General features: G+C 63.9%; 16 protein-coding genes. 8 read left to right on the plus strand and 8 right to left on the minus strand.

Annotated features, from left to right (window positions below):
* Positions 1-164 precede the first annotated feature (164 nt).
* The 5 genes from CAG46_RS15065 (at position 165) to CAG46_RS15085 (ending at position 5,680) form a co-directional block, all read left to right on the plus strand.
* Entirely contained in the window at positions 165-2,465 is a 2,301-nt protein-coding gene (locus tag CAG46_RS15065) for a fatty acid cis/trans isomerase (protein ID WP_085617588.1), read from the plus strand.
* A gap of 208 nt (positions 2,466-2,673) precedes the next feature.
* Positions 2,674-3,708, plus strand: coding sequence for an acyltransferase (locus tag CAG46_RS15070; RefSeq protein WP_085617590.1), 1,035 nt, complete (start codon positions 2,674-2,676; stop codon positions 3,706-3,708).
* Between the two features lie 58 nt (positions 3,709-3,766).
* Complete coding sequence (gene nfuA, locus CAG46_RS15075; RefSeq protein ID WP_003250416.1) at positions 3,767-4,351, plus strand: Fe-S biogenesis protein NfuA; 585 nt, start codon at positions 3,767-3,769, stop codon at positions 4,349-4,351.
* 237 nt (positions 4,352-4,588) lie between these two features.
* Complete coding sequence (locus CAG46_RS15080) at positions 4,589-5,197, plus strand: SCO family protein (protein WP_024086651.1); 609 nt, start codon at positions 4,589-4,591, stop codon at positions 5,195-5,197.
* Complete coding sequence (locus tag CAG46_RS15085; protein WP_013971950.1) at positions 5,198-5,680, plus strand: copper chaperone PCu(A)C; 483 nt, start codon at positions 5,198-5,200, stop codon at positions 5,678-5,680.
* 127 nt (positions 5,681-5,807) lie between these two features.
* Here CAG46_RS15085 and CAG46_RS15090 read toward each other — a convergent pair whose 3' ends face one another.
* The 8 genes from CAG46_RS15090 to CAG46_RS15125 form a co-directional block, all read right to left on the minus strand.
* Positions 5,808-6,035, minus strand: a complete 228-nt coding sequence (locus CAG46_RS15090; RefSeq protein WP_003260451.1) for a hypothetical protein — start codon at positions 6,033-6,035, stop codon at positions 5,808-5,810.
* Between the two features lie 72 nt (positions 6,036-6,107).
* Positions 6,108-6,941, minus strand: a complete 834-nt coding sequence (locus tag CAG46_RS15095; RefSeq protein ID WP_085617592.1) for an AraC family transcriptional regulator — start codon at positions 6,939-6,941, stop codon at positions 6,108-6,110.
* Positions 6,938-7,252, minus strand: coding sequence for an AzlD domain-containing protein (locus CAG46_RS15100; RefSeq protein ID WP_046615691.1), 315 nt, complete (start codon positions 7,250-7,252; stop codon positions 6,938-6,940). Before CAG46_RS15100 ends, CAG46_RS15095 begins: the two co-directional genes overlap by 4 nt.
* Positions 7,249-7,941, minus strand: a complete 693-nt coding sequence (locus CAG46_RS15105) for an AzlC family ABC transporter permease (protein WP_013971958.1) — start codon at positions 7,939-7,941, stop codon at positions 7,249-7,251. The genes CAG46_RS15100 and CAG46_RS15105 overlap by 4 nt, the downstream gene beginning before the upstream one ends.
* A gap of 223 nt (positions 7,942-8,164) precedes the next feature.
* Complete coding sequence (locus tag CAG46_RS15110; RefSeq protein WP_075044645.1) at positions 8,165-8,860, minus strand: sel1 repeat family protein; 696 nt, start codon at positions 8,858-8,860, stop codon at positions 8,165-8,167.
* Positions 8,861-8,998: 138 nt separating this feature from the next.
* Complete coding sequence (locus CAG46_RS15115; protein ID WP_085617594.1) at positions 8,999-10,081, minus strand: hypothetical protein; 1,083 nt, start codon at positions 10,079-10,081, stop codon at positions 8,999-9,001.
* Positions 10,082-10,120: 39 nt separating this feature from the next.
* Entirely contained in the window at positions 10,121-10,747 is a 627-nt protein-coding gene (locus tag CAG46_RS15120; RefSeq protein WP_085617596.1) for a LysE family translocator, read from the minus strand.
* Positions 10,748-10,749: 2 nt separating this feature from the next.
* Positions 10,750-11,538: a YqcI/YcgG family protein gene (locus tag CAG46_RS15125; RefSeq protein ID WP_025338492.1), complete on the minus strand. Its 789-nt coding sequence runs from the start codon at positions 11,536-11,538 to the stop codon at positions 10,750-10,752.
* Between the two features lie 159 nt (positions 11,539-11,697).
* Here CAG46_RS15125 and CAG46_RS15130 point away from each other — a divergent pair, with 159 nt between their 5' ends.
* From CAG46_RS15130 to CAG46_RS15140, 3 genes are all read left to right on the plus strand, one after another.
* Entirely contained in the window at positions 11,698-12,618 is a 921-nt protein-coding gene (locus CAG46_RS15130; protein ID WP_085592215.1) for a LysR substrate-binding domain-containing protein, read from the plus strand.
* Positions 12,619-12,771: 153 nt separating this feature from the next.
* Entirely contained in the window at positions 12,772-15,132 is a 2,361-nt protein-coding gene (locus CAG46_RS15135; RefSeq protein ID WP_085617598.1) for a DNA polymerase II, read from the plus strand.
* Between the two features lie 81 nt (positions 15,133-15,213).
* Positions 15,214-19,701 carry an NEL-type E3 ubiquitin ligase domain-containing protein gene (locus CAG46_RS15140; protein WP_085617624.1) on the plus strand — a complete coding sequence of 1,496 codons (4,488 nt, stop codon included), beginning with the start codon at positions 15,214-15,216 and terminating at the stop codon, positions 19,699-19,701.
* Positions 19,702-19,802 lie beyond the last annotated feature (101 nt).

A 19,802-nucleotide genomic window follows, 5' to 3' on the forward strand; every position in this document is an offset into this window, starting at 1 on the left:
AAATTTCAGAAGGTGCAGAATCATAACAAAGCTGCGCGGTTTTTAGGCGCATCGCCCATTTGCATGAAAATGGCTCATGTTGGGCGGGCGTCGGCGAAGCAGGGCACCCAAGGACGACCAGGCAACAAATCGTGATGGCTTTCAATACCCAGGACTTTCCGCACATGGTGCATCGTATTCTTGCCGGCGTTTTCGCCCTGCTCATCAGCAGTGTGGCGTTCGGGCAAGCCCCCCAGTCGAGCCCGGCTATTTCCTACACCCGGGACATTCAACCGATCTTCACCGAGAAATGCGTGGCCTGCCACGCCTGCAACGACGCCGCCTGCCAGCTGAAGCTGGAAAGCCCCGAAGGTGCAGTGCGCGGCGCCACCAAGGTTCCGGTGTACCAGGGCGAGCGCAGCAAGGCAGTGCCCACCACGCGGCTGTTCTACGACGCCCACAGCGAGGGCGAGTGGCGCAAGAAGGGCTTCTACTCGGTGCTCGACAACCAGGGCAGCCAGGCTGCACTGATGGCGCGCATGCTCGAGCTGGGGCACAAGACCCCGCTCACGCCCAACGCCAAGCTGCCCGAGGAAATCGTCCTGGGCCTGAACCGCAACAACATGTGCCCGTTGCCGCATGAGTTCGATGCCTATGCCGGCGCCCACCCCAAGGAAGGCATGCCACTGGCGGTGACCGGCCTGACCGACAAGGAATACGACACCATGCGCCGCTGGCTGGCCGCCGGTGCGCCGGTCGAGTACCAGCCGATCAAGCCAAGTGCGGCCGAAGCCAAGCAGATTGCCGACTGGGAAGAGCTGCTCAACCGCCCGGGTTCCACCGAGGCACTGGTCGGCCGCTGGCTGTACGAGCACCTGTTCCTGGCGCACATCTACTTCGTCGGTGGCGAGCAGGGCCACTTCTTCCAGTGGGTACGTTCGCGTACACCGAGCGGCCAGCCGGTCGACCTGATCGCCACGCGCCGCCCCAACGACCCGCCGGGCACCGACTTCTACTACCGGTTGATCCCGGTGCAGGGCGTGATCGTGCACAAGACGCACATCACCTACCCGATGGGGCCGCAGAAGCTCAAGCGGGTCAAGCAACTGTTCTACGCCGGCGACTGGCATGCCACCGCGCTGCCAGGCTACGGCCCGCGCCACCGGGCCAACCCGTTCGAAACCTTCGAAGCGATCCCGGCAGTGGCGCGCTACCAGTTCATGCTGGATAACGCCGAGTACTTCGTGCGCACCTTCATCCGTGGCCCGGTATGCCGTGGGCAGATTGCCACCGACGTGATCCGCGACAACTTCTGGGCGTTGTTCCAGGAGCCGGCCCACGACCGCTACGTCACCGATGCCAAGTACCGTGGCGAGGCCACGCCGCTGCTGGCCATGCCTGGGCAGATCGATGACGTGGGCAGCGTGCTGAGCCTGTGGCACGCCTACCGTGACAAGCGCAACGAGTACGAAAAACTGCGCCGCGAAGCCTATGCCGACATGCCGGCGCCGGGCTGGGCGACGCTGTGGGCCGGTAACGACAACGCGTTGCTGAGCATTTTCCGCCACTTCGACAGCGCCTCGGTGACCAAGGGCCTGATCGGTGATGTGCCGCTGACCGTGTGGCTGTTCGACTACCCGTTGTTCGAGCGCACCTATTACCAGCTGGCGGTCAACTTCGATGTGTTCGGCAACGTCTCGCACCAGTTGCAGACGCGCCTGTACTTCGACCTGATTCGCAACGGCGCCGAGGTAAACTTCCTGCGCCTGATGCCGGCCGACCAGCGCAAGGCGATCCTCGGCGACTGGTACCAGAACAGCGGCAAGGTGAAGATGTGGATGGATTATGAAGACATCGACACCGACACCCCGAGCGGCATCCAGCTCGACCCGCGCAACCCCAAGCGCGACTTCGGCCTGAAGCTGTTGCAGCGTACCGGCAGCCTGAATGCCGCGCCTGACCCGATCAACCGCTGCCAGGGCGCGTTCTGCTCGCGGCCGCAGGTGAGCGAAGAGTTCCGCAATGTCGAGCAGTCGCTCAGCCGCCTGGTGTCGCGCCCGGCTGCCGGGTTGAAGGTGATCAACCAGCTGCCCGAAGCGACCATGCTGCGCATCGAAGGGCAGGGCGGCCAGCGCCAGGTGTACAGCCTGCTGCGCAACCGCGCGCACAGCAACGTGGCGTTCCTGCTGGGTGAGGCTTACCGCTACCAGCCGGGGCTGGATACCCTGACGCTGTACCCGGGCGTTCTCAGCAGCTACCCCAACTTCATCTTCAACATCCCGACCAAGGATGTGGCGGAGTTCGTCGAGGACATGGAGTATGCGAAAGATGACCCGGCCAGGTTCGAGCGCATCGTCATGCGTTGGGGTGTGCGCCGCAGTCACCCAGAGTTCTGGCGCTACTTCCATGACCTGAACAGCTTCATCAAGGAGACCGAACCAGTCGAGGCGGGCGTGCTGGACATGAACCGCTACGAGAACCTCTGATCGGTTGGGCTGACCTTTCCGATTACCCTGCGGTCGGACTTGCTGGGTGGTCCGGGGGCTGCTTTGCAGCCCAATCGCCGGCAAGCCAGCTCCCACAGGGGCCGCACATGCCTGAAGGCTGCGCAGTACTTGTGGGAGCTGGCTTGCCGGCGATGGAGCGCAACGCGCTCCCAAAGGCCTCAATGCACCGGCAATTGCAGGGTTCTCCATGCTGTATTCGCTTCAAGCACTGCGGGCGTTCGCCGCCTGGGTGGTGGTCTGCCACCATTTCATGCAGATCTTCTTCGACTTCCAAGCCTCCGGCCCCATCGGCCAACTGCTCACCGACCGCGGCGCCGCAGGCGTCGACATCTTCTTCGTCATCAGCGGGCTGGTCATCTACCTGTCGACTTGCGACAAGGCCATCGAGCCCCGCCAGTTCCTGCTCAACCGGGCGCTGCGTATCGTCCCGGCCTACTGGTTCTACACGGCGCTGATGGCAACCCTGCTGCTGGCCTTCAGCCAATGGATGCCGCACCAGGCATTCACCTGGCACCATCTGCTGCTGTCGCTGCTGTTCATTCCGGCGGAAAACCCCGGTGGCTACGGGTTGTACCCGACCCTGAACGTGGGCTGGACGCTGAACTTCGAAATGTTCTTCTACCTGCTGTTCGGCCTGGCCTTCCTGGTGCGCCAGCGTCATCACCAGTTGCTGGTCACCGCCGCGCTGCTGCTGGCCAGCGAGATGCTGGGCCGGCTGGGCGTGCTCAGCCGCTTCTACAGCAACGACATCATCTACGAATTCCTGCTCGGCATCGGCCTGGGCGTGCTGCACCGTCGCGGGCTGATCCACCAGGGCCGCTGGCTGCCGTTGGCGTTGCTGGCGGTTGCAAGCCTCGCCATCTACCACCTGGACGCTTCCCGGCGCTTGCTGCACTGGGGCGTGCCGAGCGCAATGATCGTGCTGGCCTTCGTCGCCCTGGAGCCGGTGTTCCGCGGCAACCGGCTGCTCAAGGCGCTGGGTGACTGTTCGTATTCGGTGTACCTGCTCCATGTGCTGGTGCTGTACGCAGGCTGGTTCGCCAGCCAGCGCCTGCAGTTGAACCCGTACCTGGTGTTCGCCCTGTGCGTGCCGTCCATTGGACTAATGTCGTGGTTCAGCTACCAGTGGCTGGAGCGCGGCCTGTACCGGCGCATGCAGGCCTGGCTGGCGGCGCCACGGGGGCGGGCCCCTGAATATGCGCTTTCCCGAGTCAAATACTAGGACTTTGTTCGAAGGCCGGGTTGGCGTACACTTGGCCGCAAGTCTGTGAGGAACCTACATGAGCGCTATAACCATTACCGACGCCGCCCATGACTACCTGGCCGATCTGCTCTCCAAGCAGAACACGCCTGGCATCGGCATTCGCATTTTCATCACCCAGCCGGGCACCCAGTACGCCGAAACCTGCATCGCCTACTGCAAGCCGGGCGAAGAGAAGCCTGACGACACCGCCGTGGGCCTGAAGAGCTTCACCGCTTACCTGGACGCGGTCAGCGTGCCGTTCCTGGAAGACGCACTGGTCGACTATGCCACCGACCGCATGGGTGGCCAGCTGACCATCAAGGCGCCGAATGCCAAGGTGCCGATGGTCAACGAAGACAGCCCGATCAACGAGCGCATCAACTACTACCTGCAGACCGAGATCAACCCCGGCCTGGCCAGCCACGGCGGCCAGGTGAGCCTGGTGGATGTGGTCGACGACGGCATTGCCGTGCTGCAGTTCGGTGGTGGTTGCCAGGGTTGTGGCCAGGCCGACGTGACCCTGAAGGAAGGCATCGAGCGCACCCTGCTCGAGCGTATTCCCGAGCTGAAGGGCGTGCGTGACGTGACTGACCACAGCCAGAAAGAGAACGCCTACTACTGATGTAGAGGCAGGCGCGTTCCGTTGCGTGTGGGAGTGGCCGCACAATCTGGTCAGGCCTTAGCAACAAAGTGTTACCGTTTCAACCCCTGCGACAACAGGCCGCAGCCCGTATTCAAAGGGCTGCAGCCAATCCTTGCCTTCGTCGGGTAGAACCCCTCGGGGTGTCGTGCCAGAATGCCCCGGTTTTTCGACCGGCCCGTCCCGAGGGCCGGCACCTTCCCTGTAAAGGATGGTTTCATGAATGATCTATATACCCGGCGCGCAGTTGTCGCCGGGATGGGCGTTCTCGGGCTTGGCCTGCTCGCAGGCTGCAGCCCGGCCCGGGGGCTCGAGTTCAAGTACGGCAAGAACATGAGCAACGAAATCCTTGGGCGCAAGTTCAGCCTCAAGGACACCCAAGGCAATGTGCGCACCCTGTCGAGCTTCTACGGCAGCATGCCGATGATCTTCTTCGGCTTCACCCAGTGCCCGGCCGTGTGCCCGACCACCCTGGCGCGCGCCGCGCAAATCCGCAAGCTGCTGCGCGGCCGCGATCGCGACCTGTTCCAGGTGGTGTTGATTACCCTGGACCCGGAGCGCGACACCCCCGAAGTGCTCGATGCCTACGTGAAGGCGTTCGACCCGTCGTTCACCGCGCTGACCGGCACCCCCGAGGAAATCGCCGCGGTGGCCAAAGAGTTCAAGGTGTTCTACGAGAAAGTCCCGGCCGGTGATACCTATACCGTCTCTCACTCGTCCACCAGCTACGTCTACGATACGCGTGGCACCCTGCGCCTGAGCCTGGGCCATTCCCTGACCGCCCAGGAATGCGCCGAAGACCTGGTCACCCTGATGGAGATCTGCTGAATGTCGATGCAACCGATCAAGCACGGCCTGGCTGCCCTGGTCCTGATGGGCCTGGCGCTGCCGGCCCTGGCCCAGACCACCGTGAGCGACGCCTGGGTGCGTGCGACCGTGCCGCACCAGCAGTCCACCGGTGCCTTCATGACCCTGACCGCCAGCAGCGACAGCAAGCTGGTGGGCGTGGCTTCGCCTGTGGCCAAGACCGTGCAGGTGCACGAGATGACCATGAACGGCGATGTGATGGGCATGCGTGAGGTCAAGGCGGTCGAGCTGCCGGCCGGCAAGGCCGTGACCCTCGACCCGAACAGCCTGCATGTGATGCTGATGGGCCTGAACAACCAGGTGAAGGAAGGCGAGAAAGTGCCGCTGACCCTGACCATCGAAGATGCCAAGGGGGCCAAGGAAACCCTGGACGTACAGGCCGAAGTGCGTGCGCTCAACGCCGAGGCGGGCGGTGGGCATGATCACATGCACATGAAGCACTGATCAGGCTGAACCCTTTGGGGGCGCTTTGCGCCCCATCGCGACACAAGGCCGCTCCCACAGGAGAACGCGTATCCCCTGTGGGAGCGGCCTTGTGTCGCGATGGGCTGCCAGGCAGCCCCCGGTTCAATCAGCTGCGAAACTTGGGCAGCGGCCTGTCGAGGGTCAGCGAGGTCAAGGTCTTGCGGACCTGGGCCTCATCGGCCTCCAGGGCCTTGAGACTTGCGCGGATCTTGCCGGCGGCGGGCACGTCGCCCTGCCGGTCGATCCAGTCGGCTATCTCCTTGCAGGCACTGCTCAGGCAGGCCTGGCGCTGGTTCATCAGCGACAGGAGGGTGGTGAGCTCTCTTTCGGACATGGCAGGATCCTCCATTCAGCCTTGTCAGTGTAGCAGTGGCTGGCCGGCCTGCCTGAGGCCGGCTGTCGCAGCTCAGCCTTGCAGGCAGGCGCTGCGATAAGCCCCTGGCGTTACCCCGTAGGCCTGCTTGAACTGCCGGCTCAAATGGCTCTGGTCGGCAAAGCCCAGGCCGAACGCCACTTCCGAGGCAGCCCAGCCACGCTTGAGCATTTCCCGCGCACGGGCCAGGCGCCGCTGCTTCAACCAGGCATGTGGCGGCAGGCCGGTGGCCTGGCGGAACACCCGGGCGAAGTGGAACGGCGACAGGTTGACCGCCGCCGCCAGGGCCTCGAGCGAAGGCGGGTCGGCCAGCTGGCTTTCCAGCAGCTCACGGGCGCGGGCCACTGCCAGCGGTTCGTGGCCAGGGGCGGCAGGTTCGGCGCATTGCCCGTGCCGTTGCACCAGGGCCAGCACCGCCTGGCGCCAGGCGGTCTGCTGCTGCAGGGCGCTGGCGCCGGCTTCGGACAGCTGGTGCAACTGGCTGAAGGCAAGCGCCAGGGCTGGGTCGTGGATCACGCTGTCCTTGAAGCTGGGCATGCCGTGGCGGCCCAGTTCCAGTTCGTCGAGCACCCCGGTTACCCGTTCATGTTCCGGGTAGAACCCTCGGTAGCGCCAGCCCGCTTCGTGGGCGGTGGCCCCGGTGTGCAGTTCGTCGGGGTTGATCAGCACCATGCTGCCGACCGGCGCCAGATGCTCGCTGCCGCGATGCCAGAAGCGCTGGGCGCCCGACTCGATCACGGTGAACACATAGCCTTCATGCACATGCGGGGCGAAACGCTGCTGGAAATAACGCGCGTGCAGCATCTCGACGTCGCCCAGTGCCGGCGCCTGCCAGAGGTGTGTCTGCTCGCGCAGGGGCGTGCTCATGCCAGCCAGCTGCGCAGGAGGAAAAAGATCAACATGCTCACCAGCATGCTCAGCAACACGCTGCGGGTCAACAGCACCAGGGCGATGGCCACCAGCGAACCCAGCAGGTAGGGGTTGAGCAGGCTCAGGTTCAACTGGTGCTCGGGCATGAAGATGATCGGGCCGCAGATTGCGGTGAGCATGCCCGGCACGGCAAAGCCGAGGAACTGCCGGGCGTTGGAGCTCAGGCGCAAGGGCAGGCGCGGCTCCAGGAACGCATAGCGGTTGAGGAACACGATGGCGCCCATGGCAAGAATCAGGACCCAGGTCATGCGCGGGCTCCGGCGAATTTCTGGCAGACGAAACCGGCGCTCATGCCCAGCAGGCCTGCGGCCACCAGGGCGGTTTCCCAGTGCCAGTAGCTGAACAGCACCGAACAGAACAGCGACACCGCCACGCACACCAGCGTGGCCAGGTTGCGCACCAGTGGCGCGATCAGGGCGACGAAGGTGGCGACGATGGAAAAGTCCAGGCCGAGCTGGTCCAGGTGCGGAATGTTCTGCCCCAGCAGGATGCCGGCCAGGGTGAACAGGTTCCAGGCGACGTAGAAGGTCAGGCCCACGCCCAGGGCGTACCAGCGGTTGAACTGCTGCTGGTCGTACTGGCTGGTCAGGGCGAAGAACTCGTCGGTGAGCAGGAAGCCCAGGCCCAGCCGCCAGCGCAGCGGCTGGCTGGACAGCACCGGGCGCATCGTCAGGCCATACAGCAGGTGCTGCGAGGTCAGCAGCAGGGTGGTCAGCAGGATCGACGCCAGGTTGGCGCCGCCCTTGAGCATGCCGATCGCCACCAGTTGCGCGGCACCGGCGAAGACAATGGCCGACAGCCCTTGCCCCTCCCAGGCGCTGAGGTTGGCCTCGATGGCCATGGAGCCGGCCAGCAGGCCCCAGGGGGCGACGGCCAGGGACAACGGGAGAATGGCGATGGCGCCGTGGAGAAAGGCTTGGCGGGCGATGTGGGGCATGGTGGCTGCAGTGCGTGTACGTTGGCAGGCCAGCATGCCAGACGGGGCGGGGGATGGCTTGAACGATCTTGCTATGCCTGGCACGGTCCCTTGTAGGAGCGGCCTTGTGTCGCGATGGGGCGCGCAGCGGCCCCAGGATTTCAGCTTCGCCGCAGATATTGCCGGGGCCGCTGCGCGCCCCATCGCGACACAAGGCCGCTCCTACACGGGAGCCGTGTCCGTGTTAAGGACGGCTGGTCAGGTGCTGCTGCGCTGTCACGCAGCCGTTGGTGTCCACGGCCTTCTGCAGCAGGCTCTGGCGGTGCTGTGGGTCGAGGTCGCCGAGCAGGCGGTAGACCTCGGCCTGGTAGTCACGCTGGCGCCCCCACTGCATTTCCAGGCCTTGTGGCCGGTTGCGGTTGCAGGCCAGGCGCGTGGCCGGTTGCGGGTAGTAGGGGGCATATACGGTGGCCATGTTGGGGATGGCCTCCAGCGCAGTACGGTACTCGCTGCTGACGTTATAGGGCGGGCACCAGGTGGCGATGGCCGGCGCCGGCGCGGCAAAGCCCTGTCTGAGGCTGGCTTCGAGCAGCGGGCAGGCGGCATCCGGGATTTGCGCGGCGGGCAGGTAGGTCATGTAGTACAGCGCCAGGCGGTACTGTGCGACCGGGTGGCCCAGCTCCACGGACTTTTTCAGCAAGGCGACGGCTGTCGGCAGGGTGTGGGCCATGGCCTGGCCCTGGCGGCTGAGCTCCGGGTCGCCGCCGATGGCCGTGCGCAGCGTGCTGGCGCCGTCGTCCTGGCTGTCGGCCTGCTCCAGCAGGGGCAAGGCCTGGCGGTAGAGCAGGTCGGCATGAGGATCGATGCGCACCTCCAGCGCGTGCGCGGCCAGCGGCATCAGGGCGATCAGCAGTGGGGGCAAGCGAAGCATGCGGCTCACAGGCAAGCCCCATGGGGTGCCAGGTACTGATGGATGGCTTCGATGTTCATGGCGGTCAAGCGTGCGCCTCGGGCAGATCGGAACGACGGCCTATTCTAGCCACCCAAGGGGCCTGGCCGGAAGACCACCTGGCAACTGTCAGACGAGCTTGATCGGCGTGACCTTGCGCTGGGCATGTTTTTCCTGGGCCAGGCCAAGCTTGGCGGTAATGACCTTGGCCAGGGCATTGTTGCCCAGGTCGTTCAGGTGCAGGCGGTCGATGAACAGGTCGGCGCCGAACACCGGCGAGCTGCTGAGCATGCAGTTCATGTCATAGCAGGGCACCGGGTCGGCCTGGCTCTTGATGCGACGGAAGAAGGCCGAGTGCAACTGGCTGTCGAACGCGCCGTCCAGCAGCCGGTCGAAATTCGCCGGTCGTCGCTGCAGCGCGTCCAGCATGGCCTGCTCGCCAGCGGGCAGGCTATCCCGGCACCAGGGCAGCAACGGCTGCAGGATGAAGGTGAGGGTGGAATGGCTGTCTGCCAGCAGCCGGTCCCATTGGCGCAAGGTCCGGCCAATGCTGTCGGCGGCACGGGCCAGGCGCTTTTCCGGGGGTGACAGTGGCCAGGTGGCAGGTGTTGCGACCGAGGGCGTGGCTAACGCCTGGCCGATGCGCCGCCACAGCGATTGCCGGCGGGGCGCCGCCGTGGGCTGCATGCCTTCGCTGAAACTGTTGAGAAAATCCTGGTAGGCCTTGGCGTGCCGCGGGTCGCTCAGGCTGGCGAGGACTTCGCAGAGGGCTTCGTGGGCCAGGGTGTTGAGGCCGCTGAGCACCACCACATGGCCGAGCTGGCCAAGGCGGTGCTGGTGGGTCAGGAACATCAGCAGCTCCTGGCTGGCATTGAGCCCGCAGCCAGCCAGGCTCAGCCAGACTTCGCCAGTCAGCATCGACAGGTGCGAGGCCACAGTGTGTTCGTCGGAGCTGGCACCGATGCCCAGGGCGGTGGAGCCGCCGACCAGCAGGTTGATGCGTGACGCACCACCGCGCTCGGCTGCCGAAAAGCGCTTGCCGGCAAAATGGCTGTAGCGCAGGCCCAGGGCATCGGTGTTGATGGTGCCGGAGCGGTAGCCGGTTTCGTGCACATGCACGGTGTGCGGGGCGCGCCGGCTGCCCAGCAGCAGAAAGCGCTGGTAGTCCTGTTGCAACGGCGAAGGCGACGGGGTCGTGTCAGTCGCGGTCATGGGTTCTCCTTCTGTTGCAGCGGGCACCTTGCGTCACGTTCAGGCCGCCAGCTCCTTGACGTTGTACAGCAGGCCGCCGGCGGCGATCAGCAGCAGGGCGACCCCCGAGGCCAGGCTGATCATGCGGTTGCTGCGCTGCGAGGCGATCTTGCCGATGGCGAAGATGTACAGGCTGAGCACGGCAAAATCGATGGCCACCCACAGCATCGACAGCACCACCATGCTCTTGCCGAACGACTCGGTGATCTGGATGAACTGCGGGAAGAAGGCGATGAAGAAGATGATGTCCTTCGGGTTGGAAATGCCCACCATGAAACCTTGCAGCAGCCCGCCGCCGGCAGGCTTGGCGAGCTCGCCCGGTGCCTCGGCTGCCGGCGCCTGCAGGGCGTCCCGCAGCGTGCCGACGGCAATGTAGCCGATGAACAGGCAACCCAGCAGGCTCATGGCGCTGAGCCAGGCCTTGTCGATGGCGGCGCTGGTGAGGATGATCCAGGCCGCCGCGCCGATCAGCACCAGTGATGCCCAGTTGGTGCCCACAGCCGTGAACATGGCCTTGCGTGAGCCGGAGGCGGCCGCGGTGTTGACGATCAGTGCCACCACCGGGCCGGGGGTGGCGATCAGTAGCAGGACAGTAAGGGCGTAGGTAGCGGTGAGTGCGGTATTCACGGTCAGGTCTCGATCAGTATGTCGGGTGTTGCCGGCTGTACGGCATGGGCGTGGAACGGGCAGCGGGACGGGTTGAGCGACCCTGCCTCCTGCAGTTGGTACTGCTTCCACTCGTAGTTGTCGGCATCGCCGAAGAAACCAAGGGTGTCGGGCATGACGCCGTCGTTGTAGTGGTGCACGCGCTCGCGGATGCGTTCGCGGATACGATGGCCGCTTTCGGTGTTGACGTTGGCCACTTCGTCGAAGTTCGCCCGCGGGTTGATGACGAAGGTGATATGTGGCCCCAGGTTGCGGCTTTTCATCTGCTGGTGGCCGGGGAAGTTCATGTTGATGAACAACGGCATGCCGGCAAAGCAGAACGACCAGGCGTTGTCGTCGGGGTCGGTCGGGATGCCCTGCGGCCAGGGATGCGGGTCGCGCGCGTGCACGCCACGCAACACCTTCCAGGCCAGCGCCTGTTGCTCGGCCAGGGTGTAGTCGGCGGCAGTTTCGAGAAACACCACCAGTGGGCTGCCGATACGCTGCTTGGGTGGGATAGGTGTGACGGTGCGCACGTAGTCGGCCAGGCCCATGGCGATGTCATCGGCCAGCTGCCCGGCGCGGGCGAAGAGGATGTGGCAGGTTGCGCCGTTTACCGCCTTGCGGCCGAACAGGCAGGGAAACTCGGGGTTGGCGAGGACACTGCGAAAATGTTCTACGGCTTTGTAGGTCCAATGTCGCGCGTTGCGCACATGGTCAGCGGCCAGCTCTAGCGCATCCAGGCGATAGCAAGTTCCATAACCCGTCGACATGATTTCCCCAGGCGTAAATTTGATGAACGTTCAAGTCACATGCAGGCAGGATCTTGGTTATGTTTATTATTTACCCGCATTTTCCGAGACGTCCTTGGCGTTGTAAAACGCGTGGAACTATGACCTACTATTAGTCTTACTCATGCTCAGGGCGTCGCCATGTCGGAACGGATTCAGGCTTTGCACGCGCTGCGTGCCTTCGAGGTGGCCTCTCGCTATGGCTCATTTACCCGTGCCGCGGAAGAGCTGGCCCTGACCCAGGGCGCCGTCAGCCACCACATCAAGACCCTCGAAGCCATGTTCGGCTGCGACCTGTTCGAACGCCGCGGGCCGAAGCTGGCCCTGACCGAGCACGGCCGCCTGCTGGCGCAGGAGCTCAAGGTTGGCTTCAAGATCATCGAAAATGCCTGCGCCCTGCTGCGTCAGGACCGCTACGGCCTGCGTCTGAAGGCGCCGTCCACGCTCACCGTGCGTTGGCTGCTGCGGGCGCTGGATGCGTTCAAGAAGGTCGAGGACAACTGCAGCGTGCAGCTGTCCAGCGTGTGGATGGACATCGACAGCGTGGACTTCTACTCCGAGCCCTACGACTGTGCGATCCTCCTGGCCAACGGGCGTTTTCCCGCCGATATCGAGAGTTTCAAGCTGTTCGATGAATGGCTGATCCCGGTGTGCCACCCGGATTACATGGCCCAGGCACAACCGGTCCTTGCCGACCTGGCCCAGTGCGAATTCCTGCACCCGTCCCCTGACCGACGAGACTGGCGGCGCTGGCTGGCTCGCATGGATGCGCTGGACATCAGCATCGATCACGGGCAAGTGTTCGATACCCTCGACCAGGGCATCTCGGCCGCACAGCAAGGCCTGGGTATTTCGGTGGTCGACCTGGTGCTGGCCAGCGCCGACCTGTTGGCCGGGCGCCTGGTCACACCGTTCAAGCACGCGGTGGCCACCGGCGACGGCTATTACATGACCTGGCTCAAGGCCAGCCCCAAGGCGCGGCAGATGCACAAGCTGCGCGAGTTCCTGCTAGGCCAGGTGCCACCGCTGGCCTGCAAGGACATCAATTACCTGTACGGTTGAACACGCGCTCGAGCAAACGCCCGGCCGCCGGCAAGCGCCCGGCGCTGAAATTATTTCGGCAAACACCTGCGGGCCCCAACAAAATGCGCTGCGACGGTGCGTCAGCGGTAGAATCGCCGCAATAGCACAACAAACGATTCAGAGGTCGACGCGGTGGAGTTGCAGCAGGGCTTTGTCCTGACCCGACATTGGCATGACACGCCCGAAGGCACCTGCGTGGAATTCTGGCTGGCCACCGACCAGGGGCCACGGCAGCTGCGCCTGGCGCCACAGGTATCGGTGGCATTCATCCCCCAGGCGCAGGAAGCGCACGCACGGGTGCTGCTGGCCAACGAAGCCGGTGTCGAGTTGCGGCCGCTGCAGCTGAAGGACTTTGACCAGCGCCCGGTGCTGGGCCTGTACTGCCGCCAGCACCGGCAACTGATGCAGCTGGAGCAACGCCTGCGCATGGCCGGTATCGAGGTGTTCGAAGCCGATATTCGCCCGCCCGAGCGCTACCTGATGGAGCGCTTCATCACCGCCCCGGTGCAGTTCACCGGCCAACCGGATGCCCAAGGCGTGCTCTGCGATGCCCAGCTCAAGCCCCTGCCGGGTTATCGCCCGCCGCTGCGCCTGGTGTCGCTGGACATCGAGACCAGCGAGCGGGGCGAGCTGTACAGCATTGCCCTGGAAGGCTGTGGCCAGCGCCAGGTGTACATGCTCGGGCCGGCCAACGGCACGGCTGATGGCCTGGACTTCGACCTGCACTACTGCGCCGACCGCGCCGACATGCTGGCCTGCCTCAACCAGTGGATGGCCGAGCACGACCCGGATGCAATCATCGGCTGGAACCTGATCCAGTTCGACCTGCGCCTGCTGCACGAGCACGCCAAGCTGCTGCAGGTACCGCTGGCACTGGGGCGCAATGGCGCGCCGATGACCTTGCGCAGCCATGCCGGTGGTGGCCACGTGTTCGCCGATGCCCCGGGGCGGCTGCTGATCGATGGCATCGAGGCGCTGCGCTCGGCGACCTGGAGCTTCCCGTCGTTCAGCCTCGAAAGTGTCGCCCAGACCTTGCTCGGTGAAGGCAAGGCCATCGACACGCCGTACCAGCGCATGGATGAAATCAACCGCCGCTTCGCCGAGGACAAGCCGGCGTTGGCGCGCTACAACCTCAAGGATTGCGAGCTGGTGACGCGCATCTTCGCCCACACCCGCCTGCTCGAATTCCTGCTGGAGCGGGCCTCGGTCACCGGCCTTGCGGTGGACCGCAGCGGTGGTTCGGTGGCCGCGTTCTGCCATTTGTACATCCCGCAGATGCACCGCCTGGGCTTCGTCGCCCCCAACCTCGGCAGCCGCCCCGACGAAGCCAGCCCCGGTGGCTTCGTAATGGATTCGCGCCCGGGCCTGTACGACTCGGTGCTGGTGCTGGACTACAAGAGCCTGTACCCGTCGATCATTCGTACCTTCCTGATCGACCCGGTGGGGCTGGTCGAAGGCTTGCGCCTGCCCGACGATGAACACTCGGTGGAAGGCTTCCGCGGGGGGCGTTTTTCCCGTAGCGAACATTGCCTGCCGGCCATCGTCGAGCGGGTATGGCAGGGCCGGGAAGCGGCCAAGCGCGAGGGCAACGCGCCGCTGTCGCAGGCGCTGAAGATCATCATGAATGCCTTCTACGGAGTGTTGGGCTCGAGCGGCTGCCGCTTCTTCGACCCGCGCCTGGCTTCATCGATCACCATGCGCGGCCACCAGATCATGCGCCAGACCCGTGCGCTGATCGAAGCCAGGGGCTACGAGGTGATCTATGGCGATACCGACTCCACCTTCGTCTGGCTCAAGGGCGCCCACGGCGAGGAGGCTGCAGCACGCATCGGCCGTGAGCTGGTGGCCCAGGTCAACCAGTGGTGGCGCGAACACCTGCGCGAGCAGATGAACCTGGAAAGCGCGCTGGAGCTGCAGTTCGAGGTGCATTACCGGCGCTTCCTGATGCCCACCATCCGCGGCGCGGACGAAGGCAGCAAGAAGCGCTACGCCGGGCTGGTGCAGCGGGCCGATGGCAGCGAGCAGATGGTCTACAAGGGCCTGGAGTCGGTGCGTACCGACTGGTCGCCGCTGGCCCGGGAGTTCCAGCAGGAGCTTTATGGCCGGATATTCCGCGGGGAGCCGTACCAGGCGTATGTGCGCGATTATGTAAGGCGCACCCTGGCGGGCGAGCTGAATGAGCTGATGGTGTACCGCAAGCGTTTGCGCCGGCCGCTAGCCGACTACCAGCGCAATGTGCCACCGCACGTGCGTGCGGCCCGGCTGGCCGATGACTACAACCGCCGCCTTGGCCGCCCGTTGCAATACCAGCGCGGCGGCTGGATCAGCTATCTGATCACCCTGGCGGGCCCCGAACCCCTGGAAAACCTGCAAGCACCGGTGGACTACGAACATTACCTGACGCGGCAGCTGCAGCCGGTGGCCGATGCCATCCTGCCTTTCGTTGGCGACAGTTTCGAAGGGTTGACCGGCCAGCAGCTGGCGCTGTTCTGAAGAGGTGGTAGCTATCTAGCCAATCGTTTGGCAAGCCTGCGTCTAGTGTCGGGCCTTTTGATCAGCCCGAGGCGCAACAACGTGACTACACCCCGCCAGGAACAACCGCCAACCGCCGATACGCTGGCCATGGAGCAGGCCTATCAGGACAACCTCATCGTCAAGCGACTGCCCAGATGGATTCGCCGGCTGCGTATCGTCTCGCCGACCGAGCAGAACATCCCGGCCAACGGTTTGTATGAATCGCAGCATGCTGCATTGCGCGACGCATTGAAAGACAGCCTGGCCTGTCGACAGTGGCTGGAAAAGGAGCTTGCGCGAATCGAGGGCATCGACCGTTTCGTCAAGCCGCTGCTTCAAAACGCCATGCAGGAACAGTTCGGCACCAAGGAAAATGTCGATGGCCTGTATTTCAGGCGCTGGTACACCTACACCGCTCCCAGCCAGGGCACCGTGTGGGGGCGCTACCCGGTTTTGGAAAAGGACTATTTCGAGGTACCGCTGATCGAGGCGGCACTGGACAACTTCACGCCGGGCGAGGGGCGGAACGAACAGCACAAGGACAACTGCATCGTCGACAGCCTGTCGCAACGGCTCGCCTCGCCAACGGCGCCAGCCTTCGCACGCTTGTGCCGCCAGCTGGATCTGGGCAAGCGCTATCAACAGCACCTGGACAGCGTGCTCAAAGCGCCGAGCAGCCAGGCAAGCGGCTGGCGCAGCATGGCTTCGACGCTTGCCCAGCTGTACAGCTCGGTCATGCTGATCGATGCGTGCAAGGCTAAAGGTGATGGAGTACTGAGTGCTGCCGAACTGGAACTGGTGCTAGAGCTGTGCAAGCACGGCAGACCTGGCACGTTGTACGAGTCGAAAGTGGTGGCCCGGCAACTCAAGGCGTTCGGCTGCGATTTGCAACAGATCGTGATACTCGATGTGTTTCATGACAAAGTCAGCCGCAAGATCATTGTCTATATTCCCGACGACCCCCACGGTCCCTGGACCGCAAGCCCCGACCTGGAAAGCTTCACCCGCAAGGTCTTGGGCAAGCGTCTGCGAGACAAGCGCTATCAGGATTTCTTCAAACGTTTCGTACGCCGGCGCGACAGCCAGCAGTTCTTCTCCAGGGTTGCCAAGGACCTGGTGGGCGTCGCCGATTGGGCAACCCGGGAAATGGACCAGCACATGCGGGACTACCCGCTGCCGTTGTTCGCCCACCTTGCTGCCGCGCGCATTGCCCACATCAAGGACGATGCCGCGCTGATTGCCACGCCGGTGTCAGATCTTGATCGCAAGGCCCAGGAAGCCCATCAACAAAGGTTGGTTGCCGAGGGTTGGACACTGGCCACCGTGGCGGGCGTGTTCATCCCCGCACTCAATGCACTGCTGCTGGCGGTAATGGTCTGGGACCTGCTGGGCGAGCTGTTCCAGGCCGTTGAAGATTGGCGCGAGGGCGATACCAGCGCCGCAATGGACCATGTGCTCAGCGTGACCAAAGACCTGGCCGTGATCGGTGTCACCGCTGTGGTATGGCGGGAAGCGAGCCGGGCCTGGGCCGCATTGGACCAGTGGGTGCCAGCGCGCCTGGAAGACGGCAGCGAGAAGCTCTGGAATGGAGACCTGGTGCCGTTCCGCAGCGTTGCACCTCCCGCTGGGGAAGTGGCCGATGCAATGGGCATCTACCGTGCCCAGGACAGAAGCTGGATGACCATGGATGGCCATAACTACGAAATCGTCCAGCGCGCAGATGAAGAGTGGCAACTGGCACCCCGAGATGGTCATGGGCCTTTGTTGCGTCACAATGACGCCGGTGCCTGGCGGCTATGGACCGAGCAACCGTCCAGCTGGACAGACAAGCACCGGATGTTCCGCCGCCTAGGTGAGCGTTTCGCTCGCCTGGATGATGACCAGATTGACCAGGCCATGGCCGTCCATGCCCTGGATGCAGACCATCTTCGGGCGTTGCATGTGTACGGCCGGCCGCCTGAGGCCGAGCTGGGCGATACCGTAGAGCGCCTGCTGATCGACCGCCGGCTGCAGGCCCTGCTGGACGATCTGCAACTCGGGCGGGTGCCGGAGGACGCGCCGTTGCTGGCGAAGGCCCGCGCCTTGCCTGGCGTCACCGAGCAGAGCGGGCCAGCATTGGCGGCGCAGGTCTCGGCAAAGCGGCGCCAGCTGTTTCAGCAGGTGTATGACGGGCAGCAGGAGCCAGACGATGCGGCGGTGGCAACGTTGCGCAGGGCATTCCCGAGCCTGCATCGCCGAGCGGCGCGCGAGCTGCTGGGTGAGCTGTCTGCCGAAGGTGCGGAGTTTCAGGCACTGGTCAGCGGTACGGTGCCGTTTCGGCTGGTCGAAAGGGCCAGGCTGAGCGTACTGCGCATACGTGTTGCGCGTGCCTGCGAGGCGCTGTTCATCGAGACGCCCCAGACCCTGGACCAGGCCAAGGTCGCGCTGACGCTGCTGGAGACGCTGGATGTCAGGGAGGCCAGGCCGCGCTGGCGGCTGTACGATGGTGATAGCCCGCAGCCGATAATGACTACTGCTGGCGACGGGCAGAACTACAGGCTTGTGCATGACAACGGGCAGTTCGAGCTTGAAGATGCGCTAGGCCTCGACCTGAGTGGCCCCGGCGAGCTGTTCGAGACCTTGGCGGCTGCGTTTGCCCCGGCCGATCATGCGGCACTCGGTATCAATGAACCCTACGCCCCGAGTTTGCGAGCAGTATTGGCCCGGCAAATGGCCGGGCACACCAAAGTACTGGCCCAGGTGTTGGGCAAAAACCCTCGACAGCCATGGATGCTGGCGCCACTGCGCCTGGAGGATGGCAGGGTCGGCTACCCGCTGGGCGGCGGCCTGGGGCGCTTTGCCCGGCCTGCGTCTCGACCCCGGGCGTTCGAGACGCGTCTGCGCGACCTTTACCCGGCCTACAGTGATGAACAGATCGAAGCCTGGCTGACCACGTTGCATGCTTCGGGGCGTGATACCGACACCGAGCTCGGTGTGCTCGAAGAGCAGGCACGTCGGTTAAGCGATCACTTGAGAAGCTGGGAGCGGCGAGGGTTGCTGGCCGGAGAGCGAGCCGAGCGCAAGCGGTTTCGCAAAGCAATCCTGCAATGCTGGCGGGAACGGGTGCCCGCTCAAGTTACACCTGAGCATCAACGACTGGCTTTAACTTGGCATTACAGCGCGTATGACCTGTGCTCGTTGCCTGAATTGGGTCCACTCTTCAGCTTCCCGCACGTTACCGAACTTTCCTTGCGCAGCCTGTTGCTGAAAGAGGTACCAGAGCAGTTCCTGCTCTCATTCCCCAATCTGACGTCCCTGGAACTGAGCTACAACCAGTTGCAACGTCTGCCAGCGAGCCTGTCGTTGCTCAATGACTTGCGCATACTCGACTTGTCCGGCAATCGCATCTCTCTGGACGAGCCCCAGGCTCAATTGCTGGCGCAATGCAGCCGGTTACGTTACCTGAACCTTTCGGACAATCGCTTGAACATGACCTTTTCTGTGGCGCAGATGAACCAGTTGGCCGAACTGCGTTTGCGCAATGCCGGGTTGGTATTGCTGCCCGAGGGCATCACGGATTGTCAGACGTTGTACATGCTCGATGCTTCCAACAACTTCATCACGCTGTTGCCCCCCAACTTCATCCAGTCCCCGTTGTGGCGGGACGGCTACGTGGCGCTGTCAGGCAATCCTGTGCTGCTGCACCAGGCTGAAGATGTGCAGGAGGCCTGGAACATTCCGGAGGACAGTTCGGTCCCTCACAAATTTCGCTGGGTGGACCGCCTGGACGGTGATAGACGCGAAGATTTGGGTAACCTGTGGGCCACTGTTGAGCAAATGGATGGGGTGACGAACTTCATGCAACTGCTGAAACAGCTTACGCGCTCGCAAGACTTCACTCATCCTCGATATGGGGAAATGCTGGCTGCACGCGTTTTGACCATGATGGAAAAGGTGGACAGCTCAGCAGCACTGGCCAGTGAAATTTTCGCCAATGCACTGGTCGAGAACTGCGCCGACAATGCCACGGTGGTCTTCCAGCAGCTTGAAATCCGATGCCTTGTGTGGGAAGCCGAGCAGGCCGCCCCTTCTGGCAGCCAGGAACGAGCCCTGGTGAAGCTGGCGCGGCAGTTGTGGAGGCAGCAGGAGGTCGACTTCATCGCCTTGCGCGTGGCTGAGGATGCAGGTGCGGGGAACGAGTCGATCGAATGGGCGCTGGCCTACTCGATCCGCTTGCGCGAGGACCTGGGCCTCCCTGGCAACGCGCGGAGCATGCTACACGCGGGCATCCCGGACCTGGATGACGCTTCGGTGATGCGCGCGGCTGATCAGGTCAGGCGTAACGAGACAGACCAATCGGTGGCAGTGTGGATGGTCCAGCAACCGTTCTGGAGAAATTATCTCGAGAAACGCTACGTGCGCGAACTGGAAGTGCCGGCAAGTTTTCAGAACCAGTTGGCGGAGGATGCCAATGCCGAGGACGCTGCCAGGTTGATGGCGGAAATCAGGCTTTGGACCGAGAAGACCGAGCTTCAACTGACCATCGAGGCTCTGCAACGGCCGGCATGACCAGGGCGCATTGGACTATGCTCAAGCTACAAGTGAGAGGGGTACTTTTTCGGGCTCGGGACGGGGAACGTCCGCACTTGGTAACCGCCGGTTACTGTTCA

The sequence above is a fragment of the Pseudomonas sp. B23(2017) genome, assembly GCF_002113725.1.
Classification (GTDB): domain Bacteria; phylum Pseudomonadota; class Gammaproteobacteria; order Pseudomonadales; family Pseudomonadaceae; genus Aquipseudomonas; species Aquipseudomonas putida_Z.

What these genes read in the sequence shown, in the direction of transcription:
- CAG46_RS15090 (WP_003260451.1), bottom strand. Translation starts at nt 6,035, where the DNA reads ATGTCCGAAAGAGAGCTCACCACCCTCCTGTCGCTGATGAACCAGCGC.
- CAG46_RS15065 (WP_085617588.1), top strand. Translation starts at nt 165, where the DNA reads ATGGTGCATCGTATTCTTGCCGGCGTTTTCGCCCTGCTCATCAGCAGT.
- CAG46_RS15085 (WP_013971950.1), top strand. Translation starts at nt 5,198, where the DNA reads ATGTCGATGCAACCGATCAAGCACGGCCTGGCTGCCCTGGTCCTGATG.
- CAG46_RS15105 (WP_013971958.1), bottom strand. Translation starts at nt 7,941, where the DNA reads ATGCCCCACATCGCCCGCCAAGCCTTTCTCCACGGCGCCATCGCCATT.
- CAG46_RS15115 (WP_085617594.1), bottom strand. Translation starts at nt 10,081, where the DNA reads ATGACCGCGACTGACACGACCCCGTCGCCTTCGCCGTTGCAACAGGAC.
- CAG46_RS15125 (WP_025338492.1), bottom strand. Translation starts at nt 11,538, where the DNA reads ATGTCGACGGGTTATGGAACTTGCTATCGCCTGGATGCGCTAGAGCTG.
- CAG46_RS15080 (WP_024086651.1), top strand. Translation starts at nt 4,589, where the DNA reads ATGAATGATCTATATACCCGGCGCGCAGTTGTCGCCGGGATGGGCGTT.
- CAG46_RS15070 (WP_085617590.1), top strand. Translation starts at nt 2,674, where the DNA reads ATGCTGTATTCGCTTCAAGCACTGCGGGCGTTCGCCGCCTGGGTGGTG.
- CAG46_RS15130 (WP_085592215.1), top strand. Translation starts at nt 11,698, where the DNA reads ATGTCGGAACGGATTCAGGCTTTGCACGCGCTGCGTGCCTTCGAGGTG.
- CAG46_RS15100 (WP_046615691.1), bottom strand. Translation starts at nt 7,252, where the DNA reads ATGACCTGGGTCCTGATTCTTGCCATGGGCGCCATCGTGTTCCTCAAC.
- CAG46_RS15095 (WP_085617592.1), bottom strand. Translation starts at nt 6,941, where the DNA reads ATGAGCACGCCCCTGCGCGAGCAGACACACCTCTGGCAGGCGCCGGCA.
- nfuA (WP_003250416.1), top strand. Translation starts at nt 3,767, where the DNA reads ATGAGCGCTATAACCATTACCGACGCCGCCCATGACTACCTGGCCGAT.